Consider the following 23,988-nt stretch of genomic DNA (forward strand, 5'->3'; position numbering starts at 1 on the left):
GCCACCTGGAGAAACCCATGCCTGTTACTGTACTTATCGTGGATGACAGCAGACTGGCGCGCTTCGTCGTGACAAAGGCGCTCGCCACCCTGCAACCCGACTGGCACAAGATCGAAGCCAGCGGCAGCGCCGAAGCGCTGGAATTGCTCAAGACCGCGACAGCCGACGTCGCACTGATCGATTTCAACATGCCGGACAAGGACGGCCTGGAACTTGCCAGTGAACTGCGCGTTTCCCGACCGAACATGCCGATCGCGATCCTGACTGCAAACATCCAGGATGAAATCGTTTCTCGCGCCCGGCAGATCGGCGCGGCATTTGTCGCAAAGCCGATCACGGTCGAGAGTCTCGAAGGCTTTATCGCCGGCGCCGCACTTCGCTTGAGAGCAAAGCCCGCCTGATGTCCAAAGATGTCGAAATTCTTGGTGAACTCGAACACGATGCTCTGACCGAGATCATCAATATCGGGGTGAACCGCGCGGCATCGAATTTGCGCAAGATGATCGGCGATCAGGTTCATCTGTCGGTCCCTTCGATCGACATCGTCACGCAACGCCGCGCCGCGCGCTTGATCAGCGAACGCGAAATCAGCGAACTTATCGCAGTGCGCCAGGATTTCAGCGGACCGTTTTCGGGTCGCGCCATGCTGATTTTTCCCGAGGAAAAGAGCCTGGAACTCGTCCGTGCAGTCACCGGTGGCACGCTCAGCCTCGAAGAGATGATCGACATAGAGCATGAAGCGCTGGCCGAAACCGGCAATGTGATCCTTAACTCGTGCCTTGCGACAATGGCCAACATGCTGCAGCGTTCGATGACCATGACGATCCCGCAAATCCTGCGTGGTACCGGCAATGTCCTGTTCGAAGTGCATGACGATACGGCGATCGATGGCCTGGTGCTGTTTCTCTACATCGATTTCGCCGTCAGGACCCGCGACATTCGCGGTTATATCGCAATGATGATGGATATGCCCTCGCTCGTCATGGTGCGCGATCTGCTCGCCGAATTCATCGCCAGGATCATCGGTGACGACAGTGCGCCAGCCAGGGAGCAGGGCCTGGCCGGTGCCTGAATCACACCCCATCCAGGCCCTGCGCGCCCCAACCGGCGCCAGTGGCCTGTGGGAATGGGACATTGCGTCAGGCAGGCTTTATACCGATGACGGCTTTGCCGACTTGTACGGCATCGATCGTGTAGCGGGACAAACCGGCGTGCCGGCTGAAACGTTCTTTCGCGCGATCCACCCTGAAGACCGCTCGCGCATCCGCATCGCAGTCGCCGGAATCCTGTCTGGAGCCGAACTGTTTTCCAAGGAGTTTCGGCTCGTTACGCCGCAAAACGTAACGATCTGGGTCCACGCACGCGGCCGCGCCCATATCAACGACGATGACGTACCGCAGAAATTCACCGGCGTGCTGGTCGATGTTACCGATCGCAAGAAAACCGAGGAGCGTCTGCGCATCGCGCAGACCGCCGGCGGCATCGGCACATTCGAATATGTCGACGGTTTCGCCACGGCGACCATCTCGCACGAATTCTGCCGCCTGCTCGGGCTCCATCCCGCGCTCAGCTTGCCGGTCCAGACGATCAACAGCACCCTGCAACCGGGCCAGCCGCTGCTGCTGCCGGATTCGCGCCATGGCGTGGTCCCCGAAACAATCGACGCGATTTTCCGCATCACGCGCAACGACGATGGTGCATCGCGCTGGATCGCCCGGCGCGGCGAAATCCTGCGTGAAGGCTCGGGCTTCCGCCTGATCGGGGTCATCTATGACGTCACCGATGCGCAGGAAACCGAAGCCGCGCTGCGCGAACTGAACGAAACGCTCGAAAGCCGCGTGCAGTCCGAACTGGTTATCCGCCACCGTGCGGTCGATGCCTTGCGCCAGGCGCAAAAAATGGAATCGATCGGCCAGTTGACCGGCGGAATTGCCCATGATTTCAACAATCTGCTAATGGCCATTTCCAGCAGCCTGGAGCTTTTGAAAAAACGCCTGCCCAACGATCCGCAATACAACCGCCTGATCGACAACGCGCAGCAGGCGACCGAACGCGGTGCGGGACTGACTCAACGCATGCTCGCGTTTGCGCGCAAGCAGGACCTGAAATCCGAACCCGTCGATGTCGCCGGCCTGATCGGCGGCATGACGCATCTGCTGCGCCATACGCTTGGCCCGGCCTGGACTCTGGCGTTCGATCTGCCCGGCGGTTTTCCCTCGGTCGTCGCCGATGCAAACCAGGTCGAAATGGCGATCATCAACCTGACGGTCAACGCGCGCGATGCAATGGCCGACGGCGGCACCATCCGCGTCACGACCGACCGCTGCCAGGTCATGGCCGGCGACATCGTCGATCTTGCCGGCGGCGAATATATCCGCATCTCGGTCCATGACGAGGGCGAGGGGATGGATGCCGAAACGCTGCAACGTGCAACCGAACCGTTTTTCACGACAAAGGGCGTGGGCAAGGGCACGGGCCTCGGCTTGTCGATGGTCGATGGCCTGGCCAAGCAGATGAACGGCACCTTCACGCTGCGCAGCACGCCGGGGCAGGGCACGTCGGCCACGTTATGGTTGCCCGTCGCCGATGATCAGGCATCGGTGCCGGTTGCGGCCACGCGTGTCAGCCAGCCTGACACGACGATCGGCCCGCTGAAAATCCTGGCCGTCGACGACGACGCCCTTATCCTGATGAACACCACCGAATTCCTGCAGGATCTCGGCCACCAGGTCGTGGAGGCCCTGTCAGGAAAGGAAGCACTGGCGCTGCTCGACAAGCACCCCGATATCGACCTGATCATTACCGACCAGGCCATGCCCAACATGACCGGCCTGCAACTCGTGGCCAAAGCGCGCGAACGTCGCCCCGGCCTCCCCGTGCTCATTGTCTCCGGCTACGGCGAAATTCCTCAAAACTCGCAAACAGGCCTGGTCAAACTCGACAAACCCTTCAACCAGGCCCAACTCTCCCGGTCGCTCCACGACGCCTTAGCCATCCGCGCATGACACGCTGCCTTTCCGGTGCGGTCGGCCTTTCTTGCGATACACCCCTGTAACGAACCGCAACGGTTCGCGGAACAAACGCCGCGGTAACCGGTTTGTTGTCTTACAGGCCACGGTAATCTGACTGCGGCGCACAACCGAACGGGAATGGATCATGGGCAAGGGTATACTTTTGTGGTTGCTGGGGATTCCTCTCCCGATCATCATCCTGCTTGCATTGTTCTGGAGGTAATCATGTTGCCCTCCACACATCACACGCTCGATCCGGATCTCTATCCGGCGGGCACGCAGATCGAATCCACAGGATCAGCGGTATCGTGGGCCGCCATCCTGGCCGGTGGAACCACTGCCATCGCGGTCTGGCTCGTGCTGTTCACACTCGGGGCAGGTCTCGGTCTGTCTGCCAGCGCGTCGATGGCGGATACGCAATCGAATGTGACAACGTTTCGCATTGCGGCCGGCATCTGGCTGATCATCACGCAATGGATTTCGTTCGCGTTGGGCGGCTATATCGCCGGCCGATTGCGCGTGCGCTGGGCCAGCCTGCACACCGATGAGGTGTTTTTCCGCGATACCGCTCACGGCCTGCTCACCTGGGCGATCGCGACAGTGATCGTCGGCGGCCTTGCGGCCGTGGCGACGGTATTTTCCTCACCCGGCGCAATGCCGGTGGCCGAGATGAACGACGCAACGGTCGAGGCAATGCGCAAGGCTGCGGCTGCCACCGCGATATTCACGTCAGTGGCAATGGTGACCGGCGCGTTCATCGCGTCTGTTTCCGCTGTCATCGGGGGTCGCTTGCGGGATCGCCACCCCTGAATTATCAATAATGCAAGATAAAACGCGCGCAAAGACACAGGTCTTTGCGCGCGTTTTTCATTCTGGTGCAGTAAACGAAAACTCATACCAAACGCTTATTTTGCACAATCTAATTTTGGTTAAAATACAACAATCACGGCGTAATTTCGAACATAAATAATTATGCCGGTGCATAATCCGGAACTTGTCTGTGGTGTATGTGTTATTCCCGTAACAAGTTTGGATGGGAGAAAGGCAGTGCGCGCCATCATGGCCTTTGGCTTGGCCTGGAGTGTCCTCGTCAGTGCAACGCCGAGCCTTGCCGATCGCTACATCGCGAATTCGCATCTAATACCGCAACAGGGTCCAATCATGCCATCTGTCGCTGTCCAGAATTTGATCGCCAATGATCCGGTATCGGCGGCACGTCTTGCTCCCGCATCCGATCTGCGCGTCGCCTGTCGCCCAGACATGGCCGAAGCAGACCTTGACGATGCGCACGCTCCAAAATCCCGGTCGGTCCTTTTCGCGCGCCATGACGGATCGCCATCTGAAACGATTACCACCGGGCTCTGCCGTTAATTCAAGGCATGGCATTGTTCGCGCCAGCAGGTGCCTGTTTAAACCCGCTAGGCGGTTCCCCGCGAGATGCGCGACTGTGAAAGCCGGCGGGTCCTACCCACTTTCAGGAGTAAACCGATGAAACGACAGATTTTCGCTTCCGCCGTGCTCGCGTCAATGCTGGCGCTCGCTTGCGGTGCGCCGGCCATGGCGGCCGGCAAAGCCGATCGCGCACGGGAAGCCATAGCCGCTGCCAGCGGCAAGATCGACGCTGCAGCGTCCGCCGGTGCTGGCACAGCGGCCACCGACCGCCTTGCACATGCGCGCGAAGCGCTGGCGACAGCGCGCGAAGATCTTGCGGCGGGCAAGAAGGAAGAATCGATTGAAGCCGCCAATCACGCGTCGGCTTTGGCGGATGAAGCGATCGGCATGACCCAGCACGCCAAGGCGGCGCAGACCGCGCAGCAGATCGAGGCCGCTCGCGCCCAGACAAACATGGCGCAAGGTCAGGCTGCCGATGCGCAGGCGCAGGCCGCTGCCGCCAACGAGCGTGCTGCGAGCGCCGCCCAGTCTGCCCAGGCGTCCGCTGCCCAAGCCGCCGATGCCCGCGCCGCCGCGTCGGCCGCCGCCGCCACGCCTTCCGCGCCGCAGGCAGCCCCCCAGGCAGCCGTCATCAGCACGACGGTGACCACGCACGAAACCCATTGAAAGGATCACCACCATGAAAAATCGTACGCTCATCTCCATCGCCTTGTCGTCGGCTCTTGCCCTTTCACTCAGCACGACCGCCATGGCCGAAGGAAAGGCCGATCGCGCACGTGAAGCGATCGCCGCGGCCAGCGGCAAGATCGACGCCGCGGCTTCCGCCGGCGCCGGCACCGCCGCTACCGATCGCCTGGCTCATGCTCGCGAAGCGCTTGCCGCTGCAAAGGAAGACCTGGCCGCAGGCAAGAAAGAAGACTCGATCGCAGCGGCTATCCACGCCTCGGCGCTCGCCGATGAAGCGATCGGCATCACGCAGCACCGCCAATCGGCGCAGGCCACGCAGCGGATCGAGGCCGCGCACGCACAGGCCAACATGGCGCAGAACCAGGCCGCCGACGCGCAGCAACAGGCGGCCGCTGCCAACGAGCGCGCCGCCAGCGCCGAACAGGCCGCCCAGGCATCGGCTGCGCAGGCTGCCGAAGCGCGTGCCGCCGCCGCTGCGGCCGCTGCTACGCCTCCACCGGCGCCTACGCCTGCCGTCGTCAGCACGACCGTCACCACGCGTGACAGTGATACCGTGCGCACGACCAAGCCTGTGGCAAAGCATGTGGTCCATCGCACGCACCATGTCGTGAAGCACACGGCGGTCGCGCATCATACCACCAAAGTAACGACAACCACGACAGTCGCTCCTGCGGGCGCTCAATAACCAAACTCCAGTATCAGCAAAGCCGCCGGGTATCACCCGGCGGCTTTGCTGTGCCGGTATGCTTTCACGAAAATAAAGTGCACACGTTTCACACGATGCACCGAAGAATAACCAAACCGATGATCCCGCCCCGGGTGTGGCTACTGGCCGCCGCCGGTCCCGCGTTCGCGCTATGCTCGGCCATTGCGCAAGCCCAAACGGCGCCCGCCGCATCCCCGGCCGACGCACCGGCCGCCCCGCCGGCCGCATCCAACCCGCCGCCTGCCGCAACAGTCGGCCCGGTCTCGATCACCGGTGTCGCTGTTCTCGATTCGATGAGCCTGGTCGCCGGCGGCGTCCACCCTGGCAGCAAGATCCTGACCAAAGCCGCGGTCAGCGCCAGCTACGACGGGTCCAGCGATGGCCACGAAGGCCTGTCTGCGCTTGCCAGCATGCAATTTGCCGGTGGGGGGCACATCAGCGCAAACAATATCGGCGACATCCAGGTTATCGATAATATCGAGGCGTCTAATGCGCTGCGCATCTACGAGGTGTGGATCGCGCATCAGTACGGCGGCGGCAAATTCGGCTGGAAGGCAGGCCTGACCGATCTCAACGCCGATTTCGATACGCAACAGGTCGCCTCGCTGTTCATCAACAGCTCCGATGGCACGGGCGCGGAGCTTGGTCACAGCGGCCTCAATGGTCCATCGATCTTTCCCACCACGGCGCTGGCGATCAGCGGGTTCGCCCGGATCGGCCAAAGCACGATCGTGCGGGCGGGCCTGTTCGACGGCACTTCGGGCACGCCGTATCATCCCGGCGTCTTTGCCATACGTGTGTCGGGCCTCGATGGCGCGCTATTCATCGCCCAGGTCGAAAAGACCCTGCCCGGCGGCGTTCGCCTGGTGGGCGGCGCATGGACCTACACCAGTCTGTTCGGCGCGCAGCACAGCGCCGACGCGGCAGGCAATCCGATCCCGTTCCGCCCCCAACGTGGCGCCTTCGGCCTGGTCGAGGGCACGATCACGCATCTGGGTGATGACGGCGAACGCGGGCTGAGCGCATGGGCGCGCCTGGGCACCGGCGATCCCGTTATCCAGCGTATTTCGGGCTACATCGGCGCGGGCCTTGTCTTCACTGGCCCCATCGCAAAGCGCGCCGGTGACCAGATCGGCCTCAGCATCAATCGCGCTCTGGTCGAACAACCCATCCCGCTGCCGATCCCCGCTCCGGACCAGCAACTGGCCGAAACCGCGTTCGAACTGACTTACAAATACAACGCAAAGGACTGGCTGGCGATCCAGCCCGACGCCCAAATGGTCATTCACCCCAATGGTGATCCGGCAATACCCACCGCCTTTGTCATAGGCATCCGTTTCAGCTTGACCCTGACCAAAAGCCTGTTCGGCAAACTGGGCGTAAAAGCCCCCTGAGTTATATCCGCGTGGGCGTGCCGACGCGAGCATTGACGCGCCCGCACCAGCGCCAGAATCTCTCAATCGATCTTGCAATGCGAATGCGGCCGCGGCACGCACAGCAAAATCCGGTCACCGGTCGCAATCGGCCCTTTGAACTGCGTCTGCCACTGCCCGCAGGACTGATCGATCCGCAGGCTCAGCCGCGGCAGATACGCATCGGCATGCTCGGCCCGGCTGCCATCGGCCGCAACCCGGTCGATATCGAGCTCTGTCGGCTGCATCCCGAACCAGTATGCGCGCCGACAGATCCGCCCGCTCAATTTCAGCGTGCCACCCTCATACCGCAAATGCGCATCGCTGACTTTCAGAGCGGCCGAATCGCGGATGACCAGCATCGGAATCGTCTGGGCATACCCCGCACCCGGCACCAGTTGTGTCACCACCAGCGCGCTCGCGATCAGCAATCTTGCCCGCATCATCCGCTCCCGTTCAGAAAATAAACATCGCCAACGCCGCAATCGCCATGATCGCGGTTGCGGCCCAGCCCAGCACGGTCATTATACGCGGCGCAGTGAATTTGCCCATGCGGCTGTGCCGGCTCACCACGATCATCATCGCCAGCATCATCGGCACCGCAACCACGCCATTGATGACCGCGCTCCAGAACAGCGCCTTGATCGGATCGAGCCGCGACCAGTCCATCACGATGCCCAGCAGCGTGGCTGCCGCAATCACGCTGTAAAACGCCGGCGCATCGCGCACCTTGTATTCCAGCCCGGATTCCCACCCGCGCGAATCGCCGATGCCATACGCCGCCGACCCCGCCAGCACCGGTATCGCCAGCATCCCGGTGCCGATCACCCCGAATGAAAACAGCAGAAAGGCAAACCTGCCCGCCACCGGCTCCAGCGCTTGCGCGGCCTGCTGGGCGGACTGCACATCGGTAATGCCGCGCGCATGCAATGTCGCTGCCGCGGCAATGATGATCGCGATCGCCACCACCGTCGAAAACCCCATGCCCGACAGCGTATCGAACCAGATCCGGCGGAATTCGCGCCGTGCCTGCCACGGCTGATCGACCAGCGGCTCGGCCAGCGGATTGTTGTTGACCTCTTCGACTTCCTGCGCGGTCTGCCAGAAAAACAGGTACGGGCTGATCGTCGTGCCGAACACCGCGACGATCGTCGTGATCATCGCCTTGCTCCCGATATGCGGCACCACCAGTCCGGTCAGCACTGCTCGCCCATCGATATGCACAAACAGCAGCACCGCAAAATACGCGAGCAGCACCAGCGTCAGCCATTTCAGAAAAGTCGCATACCGCCGATAGGGAATAAACAGCTGCAACAGCAACGACACCAGCGCGAACCCGATCGTCAGCACATGCGCATTGATCGGGATCACGCTGCCCGCAACCGCGCCCATCACTGCCAGATCGGCGCCGATATTGATGGTGTTGGCCACAAACAACAACACGACCAGGATGGTGACGACAAAGCGCGGAAAAATCTTTGCCATGTTGGCCGCCAGGCCAACGCCCGTCACCCGGCCGATATATGCACTGACCAGCTGGATCGCGCACATCAGCGGATAGGTGAGCACCATCGTCCACAGCAGGCCATAGCCGGCCTGGGCGCCCGCCTGCGAATACGTCGCGATCCCGCTGGGGTCGTCATCGGCCGCACCGGTGATCAATCCGGGGCCAAGCTGCCGGGTCAGTGCAATGGCGCGCGTGCGAACGCCCTGTTTCATGCTGACCGCCCCATTCGACCTGCTCCCGCCGTTATCAGATCTGTCTACACTGTATTTGGGCGGGTGCATCGGCCATTTTCACCCTGCACCCGCTGCGCCTATGGCGCAGACGGCGTGGACTCATAACTCACACTTGCACGCCCCGTCAGCGTAACCGGCATATACAGGCCGTTCGCATAGGCCGACAGCTGATCGTTGCGCACGCTGTCCAGCCTGGCATCGACGTGCAGATGTCCCAGCTGGCGATTGGCGATCGCCCGCGCGATCTTGGTCTGCAGACTGTCGAAATCATGCGTGAAATTCTGGGTCAGCACATCGGCGATCGCGTCCGAAAATCCGGGATTGCTGGCAACAGCGACAAGCAGGCTGGTGCGCCTGCTGCGCCCTGCGCTCGATACGCTCAGATCACCGAAATGAATGACCTGGCTGCCCGGCGTATTGTGCGGCTTTCCCGCAAACCAGATCCGTCCGCTGATCGCCGGCACCAGGCTGTAACGCGTCTTGGCGCTGATATCCGCGCCCACCGCAATTCGCCCTTCCGACGCGCCAAACACCTCGATGTTGGAAAACCGGGCATCGACAGCGCCGATCCCGGGCAAATTGAACGGCCGCGCCGATCGCCGGCCCAGTGCGCGCGCGATCACCGGCACCAGTTCGGCATAGTCAGCCACCACCGGCACAAACATCGTTACCCTGCCATCCGCCGCCGGCGCCGTGGTCATGTCGGGTACGGGCGTCGGCACTGGCCTTGCAGGGCTGGGGCCAACTTCCGCCTGGGTCAGGGCATCCAACCCCAGCCGGATCTGCATGCGGTTCCCCACGATCGAATATCCGCCATACGACAGGCTTTGCGGCACGATCCGCATCCACACTTGCGGATCGCGATCGTTCAATTTTACCACGGCAAAGCCCTGCCGCCACAGCGTGTCGATCTGCCCGCGCAGATCGAGCCCGGCCAGTGCCTGCGGCAATTTGCGCTCCAGCCCGGCAATGATCGGTTTCAACCGCTCGTCGGCCTTGCTGGTAAATTCGATGCGCTGTCCCAGCAGCATGATCGCGGGCGGCGTGGTCCAGTCGTAACTCAGCGCGACAGTGCCGCTCGGTTTCCAGTCCGGCGCGATCGCGATTGTGATGCGCGCATGCGCCATCGCCTTGCCATCGGCATGCGCGCTGACCATTCCGGCAATGTTGTTCGCCTCGACATGCGCCAGGATCGGCACATCGGCATTGATAAAGCGTCCCTGGCCATGCAGCACGATCGGTCCGCGCATGGCCGAACCGACGATATGGCATTTCACTTTGGGCGTAATCGCCAGGTCCTTGCCGAAAACGCTGACATGCCTGGGCCCGGCACATGTCGCGCCGGGCATGTCGATCTTCCACAATTCGGTCGGTATCTCATGATCGAGCAACGCTTCCAGCTGCGCCAGATTGGCAAACACCGGAATATCGATCCGCGAACTCGACGTCTCGGGCGTCACATTCTGGGTTGCTCGCGGCGGCGGGCCGGATTTGGCATAATGCACCAGCCCGTTGATCAGCAGCGCAATTGTGAGCGCAATGAAAATGCCCAGTCCGCCGACCAACGTTGCCCATTTCGGCAATGTGAAAGATCGCGTGCCCACCTGCCAGAAACCAACGAAGCACTATTCGGTTCCAATCCGCAGAATTACGCAGGCTGCAAACGTCTGCCGAGGCGGCGTCTTTTCCGCGCGCGCGATTGCCCAGCCAATGAAAATGCGCATGATAGCCGCAGGAGGCCGAACATGTCGCACACCGTCGAACGCCGCGATATCATTCGCGCCAGCCTGCTGCTGCCCGCGCTGACCCTGCCGCAGGCCGCACCCGCCTCCGCGCCGGAAGCCGCGGGCATCGCACGCACCCTGGCACGCCGCCGCGCCACCCAAATTGCCAATCTGCACTATGCGTTGATGCTCGACGTCACGGCCTCCGACCATGCCGCGGGCGCCGTCACGATCACGTTCGATCGCACCTCCGACAGCGGCGACCTCGTGCTCGACTTTCGCGGCCCCACGCTTGCCGATCTCTCTGTCAACGGCCAACCCGTAACCGGCAACCGCGACGGCCACCTCATCTTGCCCCAACGCCACCTTAAAAGCGGCGCAAACACGATCAGCGCGCGCTTCACCACGCCGATCGCTGCCGCCGATGCCGCGATCATCCGCTTTCACGATGACAAGGATCAGCAAACCTATCTCTACACACTGCTTGTCCCGTCCGACGCCAATCTGCTGTTCCCCTGTTTCGACCAGCCCGACCTGAAGGCGCGCATCCGCTGGCAGATCACCGCGCCCAAAGACTGGACCGTGCTGACCAATGGCGCGCTCGAAGCTTGCGAACCCGCCGGCGCCGCAACGCATTGGCACTTCGCCGAAACCGCCCCGATATCCACGTATCTCGCCGCCTTCGCCGCCGGCCCCTGGGCGACCTGGCCATCTGCCCCCACAGGCGGGCATCCGATCACGCTCTACGCCCGCGCGTCGCGCAAAGCCGAAGTCGACGCTGAAACGCAAATCGCCACCAACCGCGCCGCACTCGACTGGCTCGCAACCTGGTTTGGCGTGCCGTTTCCGTTTGCCAAGCTCGACATCCTGCTTGCTCCCGCATTCCCGTTCGGCGGCATGGAACACGTCGGGGCGGTGTTCTACAATGAGGATCGCTTCGTTTTTCGGGAACCGCCCACGCTGCCGCAACGCCTCGGCCGGGATCAGACGATCTACCACGAAATCAGCCACCAATGGTTCGGTGATCTGGTCACGATGCGCTGGTTCGACGATCTGTGGCTGAAGGAGGGCTTTGCCACCTATATGGCCGCGCGCGTCCAGGCCGACCTTCAACCCGCCAGCAACGCCTGGACGACTTTCGCACTGTCGATCAAGACCCGCGCCTACCGCGCCGATGCCAGCAGCGGCACGCAAGCGCTGTGGCAACCGCTCGACAATCTCGATGCCGCCAAAAGCAATTATGGCCCGATCGTCTACAACAAGGCGCCGGCCGTCATCAAACAGCTGGCGTTCTACGTCGGCGAGGACGGCTTCCGGAACGGCCTCCACCTGTTCCTGACGCGCCACGCCTATGCCAACGCCACCTGGCAGGACCTCCTGGGCGCCGTCGCCGAAGCCGCACATGTCGATCTGGGCGCATTCGGCGCGCAATACATGCTGCGCGCGGGCCTGCCGCGCATCGACACGCACCTGACGCTGAAAGAAGGTCGCATCGAAAGCCTGCGGCTGACCCAGCGACCGGCACGCGCATTGCCGAATGATGCGGGCGGCACCTGGCCGATGAAAGTCCGGGTCCGCCTCCACTTCGACAACGGCCGCGACGTTATCGAAACCGTGTCGTTCGGCGGGGCAGAGGCGGTGGTGCCCGGCGTCGCCGGCCTGCCGGCACCCGCTTTCGTCTGGGCCAACGATGACGACCAGGGCTATGGCCTGTTCATGCCCGATGACGCCACGACCGAATGGATCGCGGCGCATCTTGGCAGCGTCACAGACCCGCTGCTCCGTGCGATGCTGTGGGGCGCGCTGTGGGACAAAGTGCGCGACCTGGCTTTTGCCCCCGCGCGCTACCTGTCGGTCCTGCTGGACACGCTCGCGCGCGAAACCGACGAACAGATCTCGCGCACCATACTGGCGCGGGGCGCAACCGCGCTGCAACTCTATCTGCCCGGCGCGGCGTCCGCGGCCATCCAGCCCCGCTGGGAAGCCGCGCTGATCGCGCGCATGGACGATACGCACCTCGGCTATGGCCTGCGCAAAGCCGCACTTGACCAGCTGATCGTCACCGCGCGCCAGCCCGCCGCGTTGAACCGGCTGCGCATGATCCTGACCGGCGCACCATTCGTCGATGCCCCGGTCCGCCAGCCAACACGCTGGGCCATCATCCGCCGCCTGATCGCCATCGCGGCCCCCGACGCCGCCGTGCTTTTCGTTGCCGAACGCACCCGCGACCCGTCGAGCGAAGCCACCAGAGACGCCTTTGTCGCTCGCGCCGCAACCCCCGACGCCGCCGTGAAAGCCGCCTATTTCGCGCGCTATTTTGATGACGCCACACTCAATGAAGCCTGGGCCAGCGACAGCCTGGAGCCGTTCAATTCCCCCGAACAAGCCGCCTTGACCGAACCGTTCCTCCGCCCCGCGCTCGATCGGCTGACGTGGATCAGAACCAACCGTCGCATCTTCTTCCTGCCCACCTGGATCGAGGCGTTTATCGGTGGCCAGACCAGCGCCAGCGCACTGGCCACCGTCGACACCTTCCTCACCGAGCGCCAGACCCTGCCGATCGACATCCGCCGCAAGGTCCTGACTGCCCGCGACGAACTCGAGCTGACCGTCCGGATCAGAGCCGCCGCGCACCAGGACCCGACAAACCGATAGGCCAGCGTTTCGCCTGAGCTATACGCCATCGATCCGGGGCTCCAAAACCACCCGGTTGACGCCCTCCAAAAACCCTGTAAACGCCCAGGTTCCGGTATCCCGGGCGATTAGCTCAGTTGGTAGAGCATCTCGTTTACACCGAGAGGGTCGGCGGTTCGAGCCCGTCATCGCCCACCACCACAAATCCCGGGCGTCACGATTTGTGGCCTTGCTTTGCTCCGGGACCATGCGACAACGCTGCAACAGTTGGCCTGACCGAATTACCACAGGCGGGGGCCTGCCAGACATCGTCGGACAGCGGGAACAAGGACAATGCGTCGCTTATGACCGGCATGGCACAGAGTGATCGCGAAAGCCGGCGCCTGGCGGCGCTGGCCAGCTATCAAATTCTCGACACGCCACCCGAACAGGTCTTTGACGACGTCGTCCAACTCGCATCCGAGATTTGCCAGACCCCGATTGCCGTCGTCAATCTGATCGGCGCGGGACGTCAGTTTTTCAAGGCGGAAGTCGGGCTGGGCGTGCGCGAGACGCCGCTCGAAACTTCGTTTTGCGCAACCGCCATCCTTGAAGACGATTTTCTCGTCGTTCCCGACGCGACGCAAGACCCCCGTTTCGATTGCAATCCGCTGGTGACCAGCGACCCGGGCCTGCGGTTCTATGCCGGTGCGCTGCTCAAGACCGGAGCCGGATTGCCGATCGGCACCTTGTGCGTTCTCGATACCCGGCCGCGCGAACTCAGCCCGCTCCAGCGCAAGACGCTGAAGGTTCTGGCAACCCAGGTCATGGCACAGCTCGATCTGCGCCTGATGCTGAAAATGCGCGATGAAACCGAGGCACTGCACAGTGCCATCGTCGAAAGCGCCACCGACTATGCCATCATCGCCACCGATTTGCGCGGCAGCATCACCGCGTGGAATATCGGGGCGGAACGGATACTGGGCTGGAGCGAGGGCGAAATGCTTGGCCAATCGGCCGACCGCTTCTTCATCCCCGAAGACCGGTTGTCAGGCGCCATCCAGCGCGAAATGATCGATGCCGTCAAGCGGGGCCGCGGCGCGGACGAACGCTGGCACTTGCGCAAGAGCGGAGAGCGGTTCTGGGCAAGTGGCGAAATGATGCCGCTGAAGAAAGATGGTGATCAGCTGCTTGGCTACGTCAAGATCCTGCGCGATCGCACGCAGGAAAAACACAATGCCGACATGCTCGAGGCCAGCGAGGCGCGTCTGCGCGCCAGCCAGAAGGCCGGGCAGATCGGCACGTTCGAAGTGGATCTGCTGACCGGCGCGATGACTGTCACCCCGGAAATGTGCACGGTGTTCGGCGTCGAACCGGACGATTGCCGTGACACGACAGTACTCGAAACCCTGGTCCTGCCCGAAGACCGCCATCTGCAATCGAACACCGCCTCGCGATCGGATGCCAGCGCCCCAAAGGATGTCGAATACCGCATCCTTCGCCACAATGACGGCACGATGCGCTGGATCGGCCGCCATGCCGAATTCGTCCTGGACGAGACCGGCAAACCGGTCAGGATGATCGGCACGGTGCAGGACATCACGCAACGCAAACGCGCCGAGCGAAAGGTTTCGGCGCTGCTCGAACTGGGTGACCGCCTGCGCGAGGCAAGCGGCATCAGCGATGTGATCACGATCGCATCGGTGGTTCTGGGGCAGACATTGTACGGCGCAAGGGCAGGGTATGCGCTGATCGATCGCGCAAGAGGCGTGTTCGTGGTCGAACATGCCTGGGCGGCCGACGGTATCGCCACGCTTGTCGGCACGCATGACCTTAAACGGCTGGATGCGACAGTACAGGCGCTGGCCGGCGGCAGCATCCTGACTATTGATGATATCGAACTGGTGCCGGCATTGGCCGACGATCTGCCCGCCTATCGCGCGATGGGAACCCGCGCGCAGATCATGGTTCCGCTGTTGCGGCGCGGTGAACTGACCGGGGTGCTCTTCGTTCATGTGTGCGAACCGCGCGAATGGACGGCGCCGGAAACGGATTTTGCGCGAAACGTCGCCGATCGCACGTATGCCGCCATTGCCAAGGCGCAGGCCGAAGCGGAGCAGTCGTTCCTCAACCAGGAACTCAGTCACCGGCTCAAGAACACGCTCGCCATGGTTCAGGCGATCGCCTCGCAAACGCTGAAAAATGTGACCGAGCGCGATGCGGTCGAAGCGCTGACCTCGCGCATCCTGGCCCTGAGCACAGCGCATGATATTCTGCTTCAGGCGAACTGGCTGTCCGCGCGCCTCGATCAGGTTGCACACGGAGTGCTGGCGCTGCATGCGCATGAGGACCAGATCAGGATCGACGGCCCCCCGATCGAACTGTCGCCGCGCGCCGGCCTGTCGGTCTCGGTGCTGCTGAACGAGCTTGCCACCAATGCCGCCAAATATGGCGCCCTGTCGCAGTCCGGCGGGGCGGTCACGGTGTGCTGGCGCGTCGAAACATCGCCCGGGGATACGGTGCTGCGCCTCGACTGGATCGAAACTGGAGGGCCGGTGGTGCACGAGCCGGAACGCAAGGGTTTCGGTTCGCGACTTATCCGCATGGGCCTGGTTGGTACCGGCAAGGCCGCCATCGCGTATGCACAGACCGGCCTGATCGCCGAATTTAGCGCTCCACTCTCATCATTGCAGCAGGACTGAGTGCCCATGCTGCGCCTGATCGCATCGGAACACCAATAATGGTCGTGTCCCCGTCCCTGCCACGCCCTGTCGTGCTCGTTGTCGACGATGAACCGCTGCTGCGGATGATGGCGATCGATGTGGTCGAAGAGGCCGGTTTCGAAGCGATCGAGGCAGCAGATGCCGACGCCGCGATCGCCATTTTCGAGCTGCGCGCGGATATCCGGATCCTGTTTACCGACATCCAGATGCCCGGATCGATGGACGGGCTCAAACTCGCGCGCGCCGTGCGTGATCGGTGGCCTCCGGTGCGGATCATCCTGACATCGGGCCATTGCAAGGCACAGGACCTCGATCTCGGCCCCGGACATGTCTTTTTTGCCAAACCCTATGACTTGCACGCAGTCGAGGCGGCGCTGCATCGCCTTGCCCACTGATCCGGCTCGCCTGGCGACGTACGCCACCAGGCGAGCCGCAAAGCGTCAGAACTGTTCGCCGACCATGTCCTCGCTTTTGGCCCATAGCGCCTTCGCGTTCTCGGGATCGAGCGCATACGAGCGCACGCCTTCGCTGATCGGCCCGATCATCCCGTCGGACACGTGCGAGACATGGCCATTTTCGCAATAACGCGCGCCGATGTCCTCGCCCGGGGCCACGAATGCAGCCCAGACCGATGTCGCTGCGCCTTGCGCAACGGTCTTCCATTCGAACGCAGGTTTGCCTTCGGCCGCCAGATCGGCGTTGATGCTGGCGAGCGTATTGTCGAGCCCGTCCGCGCCAAGATGCCGCCCAAGCTCAGTCTGAATGCCGCCCGGATGGACCGCGGTCGCCCGGACGCCGCGCGATTTGTGCCTGCGGTCGAATTCAACGGCGAAAAGGATATTGGCCGTTTTCGAGCGGCCATAGGCAACGAACGGATCATATTCGGTTTGATCAAAACCGGGATCGATCAGGTCTACGTCCGAATAGCGATGGCCCGACGATGACAGGTTGACCAGCCGGCCACCAGCTTTCAGCAACGACGCCATGCGATTGACGAACACGAAATGACCCAGGTGGTTCGTCCCGAACTGCGTCTCGAAGCCATCTGCGGTATGTCCCATAGGCGTTGCCATGACCCCGGCATTGGCAATGATCACGTCGAATTGCCGGCCGTCCGCGACCAGCGCGTCGGCGCATTTGCGCACGCTGACAAGCGAGGCAAGATCGAGCTCTACGAGTTCCAGCGATCCACCGTCGCGTGCCTGGTCGCGGACCGCGTGTGTTGCGCCCTGCGCCTTGGCCAGATCGCGCGCAGTTCCCACGACTTGCGCGCCGTGCGCTGCCAACACGCGCGCGGTTTCCACGCCCAGTCCTGCCGAAACGCCGGTGACCAGCACACGCTGGCCGGCAAGCGAAACCCCGGCAAGAACCTCGTCAGTCGTGGAATATTGATCGAACACTTGAGTCATGTCAGGGCTCCTGCACAAGAAGGCACGACTCTCCCGCGCCGATCGGCAGGCTTGCCAGATCGATCGATGATGGTGTAACAGGGGAGCGTCTCCGTTTATATACGGGGATACTCTCCACTTATCAAGAGGGTTCGCCGGGTGGCCGCCGTAAATACCCCCGATCAAGCGCCGTTGCGCAAACCGCGCGCCGATGCGTTGCGCAACCAAGTGCGGCTGCTCGATACAGCCAAGGCGGTTTTTGCGGAAAAAGGCATCGATGCCAGCATGGACGAGATCGCGCGCGCTGCCGGCGTGGGCTCGGGCACGCTATACCGCCATTTCCCCAATCGCGATGCGCTGATCGAGGCGGTGTATCGCAACGAGATGGACCAGTTGGCAGCCGCGGCCGCTCATCTGGCCGAAACGCTGCCGCCGATTGCGGCGCTGCGCGCTTGGATGTTGCTGTTTGTCGATACCATGGGCACCAAACACGTGATGGCGACTGCGCTGACCGCGCTTCCTGGCGGTCCTGCTGCGCTCTATGCGGCGTCGGGCGCACAAGTGCAGACCTCGATCGCCATGCTCACCGGCAACGCAGTCAGCCACGGCGACATCAATCTGGATATCGAGCCGATGGAAATCCTGCGGGCGATCGCTGCTGTCGCTTCGTCGGGGCGGAACTGGCAGCCGAACGCACGCAAGCTGGTCGATATTCTCATCGCCGGCCTGCGCGCTTCGACCTGACCGGCTAAGTTGGCGCGGCGTTGCCTGCCAGGAAATCCATCTTGCCAAGCGCCACGCCCTTCATGCGCAACAGCGCATAGGCGATGCTCACATGAAAGAAGAAATTGGGCAGCGCAAAATCGGTCACGAAGCTCAGGCCCGTGAATTTCATTTCGGTGTTGGGCAGTTTCAGAATCACTTCGGCATCGTCGCGGTTTTCAAAACCGGCGGGCGCAACCCCTTCCAGATAGGCAATCGTTTTGGCAACGCGCGCGCGCAATTCGGCGATCGTCGTTTCGTCGTCCGCCATGGAAACGGCCTCGGCCTGGCCGACGCGCACCGCCATGCCGCGTGCGGTGTCCGATGCGATCTGCACCTGCTTGGATAGCGGCAGCATGTCCCCGATCAGGCGCGCACCGACAAGCTCGGCTTCATCGATGCCGCTTTGCGCTGCTTTGGCAAGCAAGTGGTCGAGATTGTTCAACGCCCGAACCATCACGGGCACGGTCACGGCATACAGGCTGGTCATATGATTTTTCCTCATGGGTCTCCATCAGCCCATTTGGGGGCGGCGAGGGGGAATACCAGCCGCACGGACAACTAAATCGTCCGATCGTATGGTCTCGCCTCGCTACCGGTGCATTAACCAGATTGGTGTGCGATTCGCTTGGCATGACGATCATCCAACGCCACGGCTCATCGCATCCCGCGTCCCGTCTGTCCGCGATTGAGGCTCACCTTTCACCTCCTTAATCTCCCAGCAAGAATTGGACTGACACTTTCGCATCGCTACCTTGAAAGGGAGTTGATTATGCGTGTCATTTCCAAAAGGTCAGGGATGCTGGCCTTCGTTGCCCTGGGCACTTTGCCGTTCGCCGGCAGCCTGTCTGCGCAAACCCCCGGAACGCCGCCAAGCGACATTACCGTCACCGGTCAACCGCTTCCCGATGTGTCGCAGATGACCCCCGGGCCCGAAGTCAAAGGCTTCATCTCCGCCCACACCGGCGACAAAATTCTGATCACCACCGCCGATGGCACGAAGATGCCGATCGCAATCAGCGACGCTACGCATATCAAGGCCAGCAAGGGCTTTCTCGGCGGCAGCGCCAGGCTCGAGCCGGCTTCGTTGCTGAACGGCCTGCCCGTCACGATCAAGACGCTGCAATATCCCGGCGGTCTGCTGGCAAGCCAGATCAATCTGCACAACAGCGACATGAAAATGGCCAACATGATCCGTCACGGCACCGATCAGCGCTTTGCCGAACAGTCGGCCGCGACCGAAGCGCTGCGTGGCCGCGTTGGCGATATCGACAAGTACAATATCAAGAGCACGACGAACGTCCACTTCGGCACGGGTCTGGCGACGCTATCGCCCGATGACAAGGCCGGCCTGTGCACCGCTGCGGCGCAGGCTGAAACCAATGAAAACGCACTGATCCTGGTGGTTGGCTACACCGATTCAACCGGGTCCGAAGACACCAACCAGACGCTGAGCGAAAAACGCGCCAGCAAGGTGATCAACTACCTGCAACAGGCCTGCCACTGGAAACCGTACCGCATGCTGACCCCAACCGGCATGGCCCAGGCCGATCCGCTGGCTCCCAACGACACGCCCGAAGGCAAGGCGCAAAACCGCCGTGTCTCGGTCAATGTCCTGGTCAGCAAAGCCGTCGACGGCGTATGATGTCGTTCCCCCCCTCCCTTTTTGGGGAGGGGGCGGGGGCGGGGGCGGGGGCGGGCGCCATCCCCACCACAGGAAGGGGAAGCCTTAGGCGTTCAGCGACTGCCAGAACAGCCTTTTGACCAGGCGATCCTCGAGAACGCGCCCGATCAGATACAGCGCCACAAAGATCCCTGCAAACACGTAGGCCGCTGTGGGCGAGGCCTTTTTCTTGTGCCCCGGCCCATCCTTGTCGTCCTTTTTCGGCTTTTCCGGCGCTGGCGCACCCAGGAACTTGTCGACCGGGTTCAGTGGAACCACCGTGTCGTCCTTGTCGGGCTTGCCTTTCGCTGTCTCGACTGGCGGTTTTTCGAACCTGGCCAGTCCGATCTCCAGCTGCCCGAAAGCCAGAAACAGCAACGGCGCCAGAAAGCAGAACAACAACGCGCGGCTGACGAGCGTGTAGCGCAGAACCGGCCCGGCCATGCCACTTTCAATCCACAGTACACCGCGATCGAACACCGACATCCGGTCCTGCGCGGCCTGGGCTGTCTTGGTAAAGGTCAGCGCATCACCAGTGCGCGCATGGCTCGTGCCGGCCTGGCCGAACAGGGGTTCCAGCCGGTCGAACGCCTGCGCGTTCGATTGCCCCGGCGCCAGCATCAGCTGACCACGCACATGCCAGATCCAATCAATATACCGCAAGTTCACGTGATCATTCGGCTGGTACTGCGGTGACTTGCGAGCCGCCAAGGCGCTGCCGCAGTGCTTTCCAGCCTTCGCTGAACGGATACGTCATCTGTTCGCGGATCGACATGCGCCGCCCGTTTTCCAGCCCAAGCATTTCGGCCTCGCCATCGATGCATGTGCCGAACATGCGGTCGATAAAGATATACGATCCCGCATAATTGCTGCGTGTCGCCTCGTAATCCTGCGAATGGTGGAGGCTGTGATGCTCGGTGGTGTTGAACAGAAACCGCCACCAGCGCGGCGAATCAAACCGCACATTGATATGCTGGTAGATACCGATCGTCAGCCCGATCGTGCCCGCCAGCAGGAATGCGCGCGGCACGAAATCGAAAAATCCGCCGACGCCGAGCCCGATCAGGAACAACTCGACCGGATTGCCGACCGCGCCCTTGTTGACGTTCAGCTGCGTGATATAGTGATGCACTGAATGCGGCAGCCACAGCGGGTACCAGTTGTGCATCCCGCGGTGCATCCAGTATTGCCCGAAATCGAACACGAACGAGATGAGGAACGCCTGCACAAGCAAAGGCATGCCGGTGAACCAGGCAAATTTGTCCCAGTGAAAATGCGCCTGCGCCGCCTTGATCGCGATATCGCTGCCGATAAATTCATCGACGATGCGCAACAGCGTATACCCGAGCCCGACATAGAACATGTCGGTCGCCAGCTCTTTCCATGTCAGCCGCCAGCTATCGTAGCGCGGATTGACCCATTCGAGCGCCATCAACAGCGCCTTGAACCCGATGCCGATGCCGATGGCGGTCGACGTCTTTGCGATGGAATTGGGCGCGTAGTACCAGAACAGCAGCAGCGCAAACAACGCAAACGGCTGAAACCACGTGAAAACGAACCGTTTCACGGGACCACCCTGGACTTTGGGAATGTTTTCCCAGCCCACTGTCACCGGACCTTGCGTGCCGATGACACGGTTCCCGACGCGAATCCCGTCCATAACGTCCCCAAAAAATCTCTCTGAAAATACCCGAAACATTCGGCAAAGGCATACGCCATCAAACGTATATGAATTTTTTGGAATCGATGAGTGACCATGCCAGCGGCTTTTTTTACCGGTTGCGCATCAGCCGCCCGTATTTCAACAAACAGCTAAAGCGAATGCTGCCCCGGCACATCGAGCGGGGTTACGCAAAGGGAGTTGGAATGGATCGGATCGGCGTCGGCATCGTAGGCAACGGCATGGCGACCCGGGTGTTTCATGTACCCTATATCCGCGCGACCCCGGCGCTCGACCTGCGCGCGGTGGTGTCGCGCAGCAATGATGCCCCGCCGCCGGCGCCGGGCGTTGCGCTTGTCGGTGATATCGCGGACCTGCTGGCCGATCCCGCGATCGGCCTCGTTGTCATCGCCACGCCCAGCGGCACCCATGTCGATCTGGCACGGCGCGCGCTGGAAAGCGGGCGACACGTTGTCGTCGAAAAACCGTTCGCGCTGAAACCGCAGGACGCACGCGATCTGGTCGCTTTGGCCGAAACGCGCGGCCGTGTGATCACCGCGTTCCACAACCGGCGGTGGGACAGCGATTTCCTGGCCATGCGCGCGGCGATCGAGGCGGGCGTAATCGGCCCGGTGGTGCATTTCGAATCGCGGTTCGACCGGTTCCGTCCGGTCCCGCGCGATCGCTGGCGCGAAGACGGCGGCCCGGGCTCGGGCATATGGTTTGATCTGGGGCCGCATCTGGTCGACCAGGCGCTGGTGCTGTTCGGCGCTCCCTTGCGCGTCGGCGCGGATCTGGCGGCGCTGCGCCCCGGCAGCCGCGCGCCTGACTGGGCGCATGTCACGCTGCATTACGCGGATCTGCGCGTGATCCTGCACGCAAGCATGTGCGTTGCGGGCGGATCGCCGCGTTTCGTCGCGCATGGCCTGAACGGAACACTGATCAAATCCGGCGCCGATGGGCAGGAGGCGCAATCGGTCGCGGGCCTTTCACCCGATGCGCCGCAATGGGGCTTCGATCCCGACCCGCTGCGCCACTGGGATGAACACGGCCGCGAGCATCTGACCCGCGCGCCGCGCGGCTGTCAGCAGACCTTCTACGCCGAACTGGCGCAGGCCTGCCTTGCTCGCGGCGCCCCGCCGAACACGCCCGAGCAGATCGTCATGGTGCAGACGATCCTCGATCTGGCCATTGTATCGGCGCGGACCGGCCAGGTGCTGACCTTGTAATTCCGCGATTATTACAACAATTTCATCATTTCGTCGCAGCCAGGATGGATTTTGCCGCAACGACATGGAACTTAGGCGAGGGTGACCTACTTTCCATTATCCGGGGGGACAAACCGGAGATCAAAGTCATGAAAAACCCAAAACTTTTCGCCGCCGCGCTGACTGTTTCTGCGGCATTCACGGCTATCCCATGCGTTGCATTCGCGCAGGAAACGCAGCCCGCAAGCACTGCGGCACAGGCAGCCCAGATGGCGCCTGCACAACAGGCTATCGCACCCAAGGCCGGTGACACGATTTTCGACAACACCGGCGCCAGCATCGGCCCTGTTGACAGTGTCAGCGATCAGCAGTTCGTGGTATCGAGTGCAGCAGGCAAGGCGACGCTCAAGGTCGATTCGCTGGCCATGGGTACCAACGGCCTGATGATCAACATGACCAAGGCGCAGTTCGAAGCAGCGGTGGCTGCGGCACACGGCGCCAAGGCCAACTGATACCGCACAGTTAATTGTGCATATGCATGACAGCAGGAGATGCTCAATGACCAGAGTCTGGGACCGGCAGATACGCAATCGTGACAGCCTGGTGCGGCGGATAGACCGTTGTTACCTGGTGGCTGCGGGCAGGGTTGCAGACCAGCGTCAGATGTATCTTGAACGTGCGCGCCATTACCGGGAAATGCTTGTCCGGTTCGTGGAATTGCATGCGGAATTGCCCGCTTAAATCTGCGAAAAAATCGATCCTCTCGCGCGTCGTCCCTCAGTCGGGCGGCGCGCGAGATCGTTGAATCTGCCAGCCTCGTCAGGCGGTATTCGCATCGCCCGGACTTTGTGCTAGGCGGCGCCATCGCGACCATGCAATCAGCCTGGTCGCATCAGAACGGCCACTCAGGTGGTGGCTGCAAAGGGACATTAGACCACGTCAATGGCAGGATACAAGGAACCGGGTTTTCAGGATCGTGTGGCGTCTGCCGCAAAGGCCCGTGAGAGCGCACTTGCACGTTTGAAGGCAAAACCGCCGGTAGACCCGGCGGTGGTGGCAGATCGCATCGAAAAGGCGCGCCAGAAGGAATTGGCACAGGCCCAGCGCGCCGCGCAGCGCATGGCGGAACGTGCTGCTGCAGAAGCCGCCAGGGCAGAGGCCGAAGAGGCACGACTGGCCGAAGAGGCTGCGATTGCCCAGGCGATCGAAGACGCCAAGGTGCCCGAACTCACCGACGCCGAGCGCAAGCAGATCCGCGACGCAAAATACGCTGCGCGCAAAGCGCGCAAGAAGGGCTGA

The 23,988-nt window shown here is 62.2% G+C and carries 24 protein-coding genes and 1 tRNA gene; 17 read left to right on the plus strand and 8 right to left on the minus strand.

The window, feature by feature from the left end; genetic code table 11:
- The first annotated feature begins 17 nt into the window (after window positions 1-17).
- The 8 genes from ACOOE2_RS05915 (at window position 18) to ACOOE2_RS05950 (ending at window position 7,190) form a co-directional block, all read left to right on the plus strand.
- Window positions 18-401: a response regulator gene (locus tag ACOOE2_RS05915; protein WP_420382096.1), complete on the plus strand. Its 384-nt coding sequence runs from the start codon at window positions 18-20 to the stop codon at window positions 399-401.
- Window positions 401-1,072 (plus strand): chemotaxis protein CheX, encoded by a 672-nt coding sequence (locus tag ACOOE2_RS05920; protein WP_420382097.1) that lies wholly within the window; start codon window positions 401-403, stop codon window positions 1,070-1,072. Before ACOOE2_RS05915 ends, ACOOE2_RS05920 begins: the two co-directional genes overlap by 1 nt.
- Window positions 1,065-3,005, plus strand: a complete 1,941-nt coding sequence (locus ACOOE2_RS05925; protein ID WP_420382098.1) for an ATP-binding protein — start codon at window positions 1,065-1,067, stop codon at window positions 3,003-3,005. Before ACOOE2_RS05920 ends, ACOOE2_RS05925 begins: the two co-directional genes overlap by 8 nt.
- A gap of 231 nt (window positions 3,006-3,236) precedes the next feature.
- The gene (locus tag ACOOE2_RS05930) at window positions 3,237-3,821 is read left to right on the plus strand and encodes a hypothetical protein (RefSeq protein WP_420382099.1); all 585 of its coding nucleotides are present in this window, start codon (window positions 3,237-3,239) and stop codon (window positions 3,819-3,821) included.
- Between the two features lie 237 nt (window positions 3,822-4,058).
- On the plus strand, window positions 4,059-4,382 hold the full coding sequence (locus ACOOE2_RS05935) for a hypothetical protein (RefSeq protein ID WP_420382100.1): 324 nt from the start codon (window positions 4,059-4,061) through the stop codon (window positions 4,380-4,382).
- Between the two features lie 117 nt (window positions 4,383-4,499).
- Window positions 4,500-5,069 carry a hypothetical protein gene (locus tag ACOOE2_RS05940; protein WP_420382101.1) on the plus strand — a complete coding sequence of 190 codons (570 nt, stop codon included), beginning with the start codon at window positions 4,500-4,502 and terminating at the stop codon, window positions 5,067-5,069.
- A gap of 13 nt (window positions 5,070-5,082) precedes the next feature.
- Window positions 5,083-5,775: a hypothetical protein gene (locus ACOOE2_RS05945; protein WP_420382102.1), complete on the plus strand. Its 693-nt coding sequence runs from the start codon at window positions 5,083-5,085 to the stop codon at window positions 5,773-5,775.
- Window positions 5,776-5,894: 119 nt separating this feature from the next.
- Window positions 5,895-7,190, plus strand: a complete 1,296-nt coding sequence (locus tag ACOOE2_RS05950) for a carbohydrate porin (protein ID WP_420382103.1) — start codon at window positions 5,895-5,897, stop codon at window positions 7,188-7,190.
- A gap of 62 nt (window positions 7,191-7,252) precedes the next feature.
- Here the strand turns inward: ACOOE2_RS05950 and ACOOE2_RS05955 are convergent, their stop codons facing one another.
- From ACOOE2_RS05955 to ACOOE2_RS05965, 3 genes are all read right to left on the minus strand, one after another.
- The gene (locus ACOOE2_RS05955; RefSeq protein ID WP_420382104.1) at window positions 7,253-7,651 is read right to left on the minus strand and encodes a hypothetical protein; all 399 of its coding nucleotides are present in this window, start codon (window positions 7,649-7,651) and stop codon (window positions 7,253-7,255) included.
- A 13-nt stretch (window positions 7,652-7,664) separates the two neighbouring features.
- Window positions 7,665-8,927 (minus strand): NRAMP family divalent metal transporter, encoded by a 1,263-nt coding sequence (locus tag ACOOE2_RS05960; protein ID WP_420382105.1) that lies wholly within the window; start codon window positions 8,925-8,927, stop codon window positions 7,665-7,667.
- 98 nt (window positions 8,928-9,025) lie between these two features.
- Window positions 9,026-10,531 carry a DUF4403 family protein gene (locus ACOOE2_RS05965; RefSeq protein WP_420382106.1) on the minus strand — a complete coding sequence of 502 codons (1,506 nt, stop codon included), beginning with the start codon at window positions 10,529-10,531 and terminating at the stop codon, window positions 9,026-9,028.
- A 162-nt stretch (window positions 10,532-10,693) separates the two neighbouring features.
- Between ACOOE2_RS05965 and ACOOE2_RS05970 the strand changes: the two genes are divergently transcribed.
- From ACOOE2_RS05970 to ACOOE2_RS05985, 4 genes are all read left to right on the plus strand, one after another.
- Window positions 10,694-13,327: a M1 family metallopeptidase gene (locus ACOOE2_RS05970; RefSeq protein ID WP_420382107.1), complete on the plus strand. Its 2,634-nt coding sequence runs from the start codon at window positions 10,694-10,696 to the stop codon at window positions 13,325-13,327.
- A gap of 101 nt (window positions 13,328-13,428) precedes the next feature.
- A tRNA-Val gene (locus ACOOE2_RS05975) sits at window positions 13,429-13,504 on the plus strand.
- A 155-nt stretch (window positions 13,505-13,659) separates the two neighbouring features.
- Window positions 13,660-15,987 (plus strand): PAS domain S-box protein, encoded by a 2,328-nt coding sequence (locus ACOOE2_RS05980; protein ID WP_420382108.1) that lies wholly within the window; start codon window positions 13,660-13,662, stop codon window positions 15,985-15,987.
- Window positions 15,988-16,025: 38 nt separating this feature from the next.
- Window positions 16,026-16,403, plus strand: coding sequence for a response regulator (locus ACOOE2_RS05985; protein WP_420382109.1), 378 nt, complete (start codon window positions 16,026-16,028; stop codon window positions 16,401-16,403).
- A gap of 45 nt (window positions 16,404-16,448) precedes the next feature.
- Here ACOOE2_RS05985 and ACOOE2_RS05990 read toward each other — a convergent pair whose 3' ends face one another.
- The gene (locus tag ACOOE2_RS05990) at window positions 16,449-17,417 is read right to left on the minus strand and encodes an SDR family NAD(P)-dependent oxidoreductase (RefSeq protein WP_420382110.1); all 969 of its coding nucleotides are present in this window, start codon (window positions 17,415-17,417) and stop codon (window positions 16,449-16,451) included.
- A 138-nt stretch (window positions 17,418-17,555) separates the two neighbouring features.
- On the opposite strand from ACOOE2_RS05990, the gene ACOOE2_RS05995 reads away from it, so the two are divergent.
- Window positions 17,556-18,140, plus strand: a complete 585-nt coding sequence (locus ACOOE2_RS05995; protein WP_420382111.1) for a TetR/AcrR family transcriptional regulator — start codon at window positions 17,556-17,558, stop codon at window positions 18,138-18,140.
- Window positions 18,141-18,144: 4 nt separating this feature from the next.
- On the opposite strand, the gene ACOOE2_RS06000 is transcribed toward ACOOE2_RS05995, so the two are convergent.
- The gene (locus ACOOE2_RS06000) at window positions 18,145-18,648 is read right to left on the minus strand and encodes a DUF1993 domain-containing protein (protein WP_420382112.1); all 504 of its coding nucleotides are present in this window, start codon (window positions 18,646-18,648) and stop codon (window positions 18,145-18,147) included.
- Window positions 18,649-18,930: 282 nt separating this feature from the next.
- Between ACOOE2_RS06000 and ACOOE2_RS06005 the strand changes: the two genes are divergently transcribed.
- Window positions 18,931-19,803 carry an OmpA family protein gene (locus ACOOE2_RS06005; protein ID WP_420382113.1) on the plus strand — a complete coding sequence of 291 codons (873 nt, stop codon included), beginning with the start codon at window positions 18,931-18,933 and terminating at the stop codon, window positions 19,801-19,803.
- An 84-nt stretch (window positions 19,804-19,887) separates the two neighbouring features.
- Here the strand turns inward: ACOOE2_RS06005 and ACOOE2_RS06010 are convergent, their stop codons facing one another.
- Window positions 19,888-20,490: a hypothetical protein gene (locus ACOOE2_RS06010; RefSeq protein WP_420382114.1), complete on the minus strand. Its 603-nt coding sequence runs from the start codon at window positions 20,488-20,490 to the stop codon at window positions 19,888-19,890.
- Between the two features lie 4 nt (window positions 20,491-20,494).
- Window positions 20,495-21,481 carry a sterol desaturase family protein gene (locus ACOOE2_RS06015; protein WP_420382115.1) on the minus strand — a complete coding sequence of 329 codons (987 nt, stop codon included), beginning with the start codon at window positions 21,479-21,481 and terminating at the stop codon, window positions 20,495-20,497.
- A 206-nt stretch (window positions 21,482-21,687) separates the two neighbouring features.
- On the opposite strand from ACOOE2_RS06015, the gene ACOOE2_RS06020 reads away from it, so the two are divergent.
- Complete coding sequence (locus ACOOE2_RS06020) at window positions 21,688-22,710, plus strand: oxidoreductase (RefSeq protein WP_420382116.1); 1,023 nt, start codon at window positions 21,688-21,690, stop codon at window positions 22,708-22,710.
- 44 nt (window positions 22,711-22,754) lie between these two features.
- Window positions 22,755-23,201 carry a hypothetical protein gene (locus tag ACOOE2_RS06025; RefSeq protein WP_420382117.1) on the plus strand — a complete coding sequence of 149 codons (447 nt, stop codon included), beginning with the start codon at window positions 22,755-22,757 and terminating at the stop codon, window positions 23,199-23,201.
- A gap of 43 nt (window positions 23,202-23,244) precedes the next feature.
- Here ACOOE2_RS06025 and ACOOE2_RS06030 read toward each other — a convergent pair whose 3' ends face one another.
- Window positions 23,245-23,412, minus strand: a complete 168-nt coding sequence (locus tag ACOOE2_RS06030) for a hypothetical protein (protein WP_420382118.1) — start codon at window positions 23,410-23,412, stop codon at window positions 23,245-23,247.
- 219 nt (window positions 23,413-23,631) lie between these two features.
- On the opposite strand from ACOOE2_RS06030, the gene ACOOE2_RS06035 reads away from it, so the two are divergent.
- Complete coding sequence (locus tag ACOOE2_RS06035; RefSeq protein WP_420382119.1) at window positions 23,632-23,988, plus strand: DUF6481 family protein; 357 nt, start codon at window positions 23,632-23,634, stop codon at window positions 23,986-23,988.

It is taken from the genome of Novosphingobium sp., from assembly GCF_965214355.1.
Classification (GTDB): Bacteria; Pseudomonadota; Alphaproteobacteria; order Sphingomonadales; family Sphingomonadaceae; genus Novosphingobium.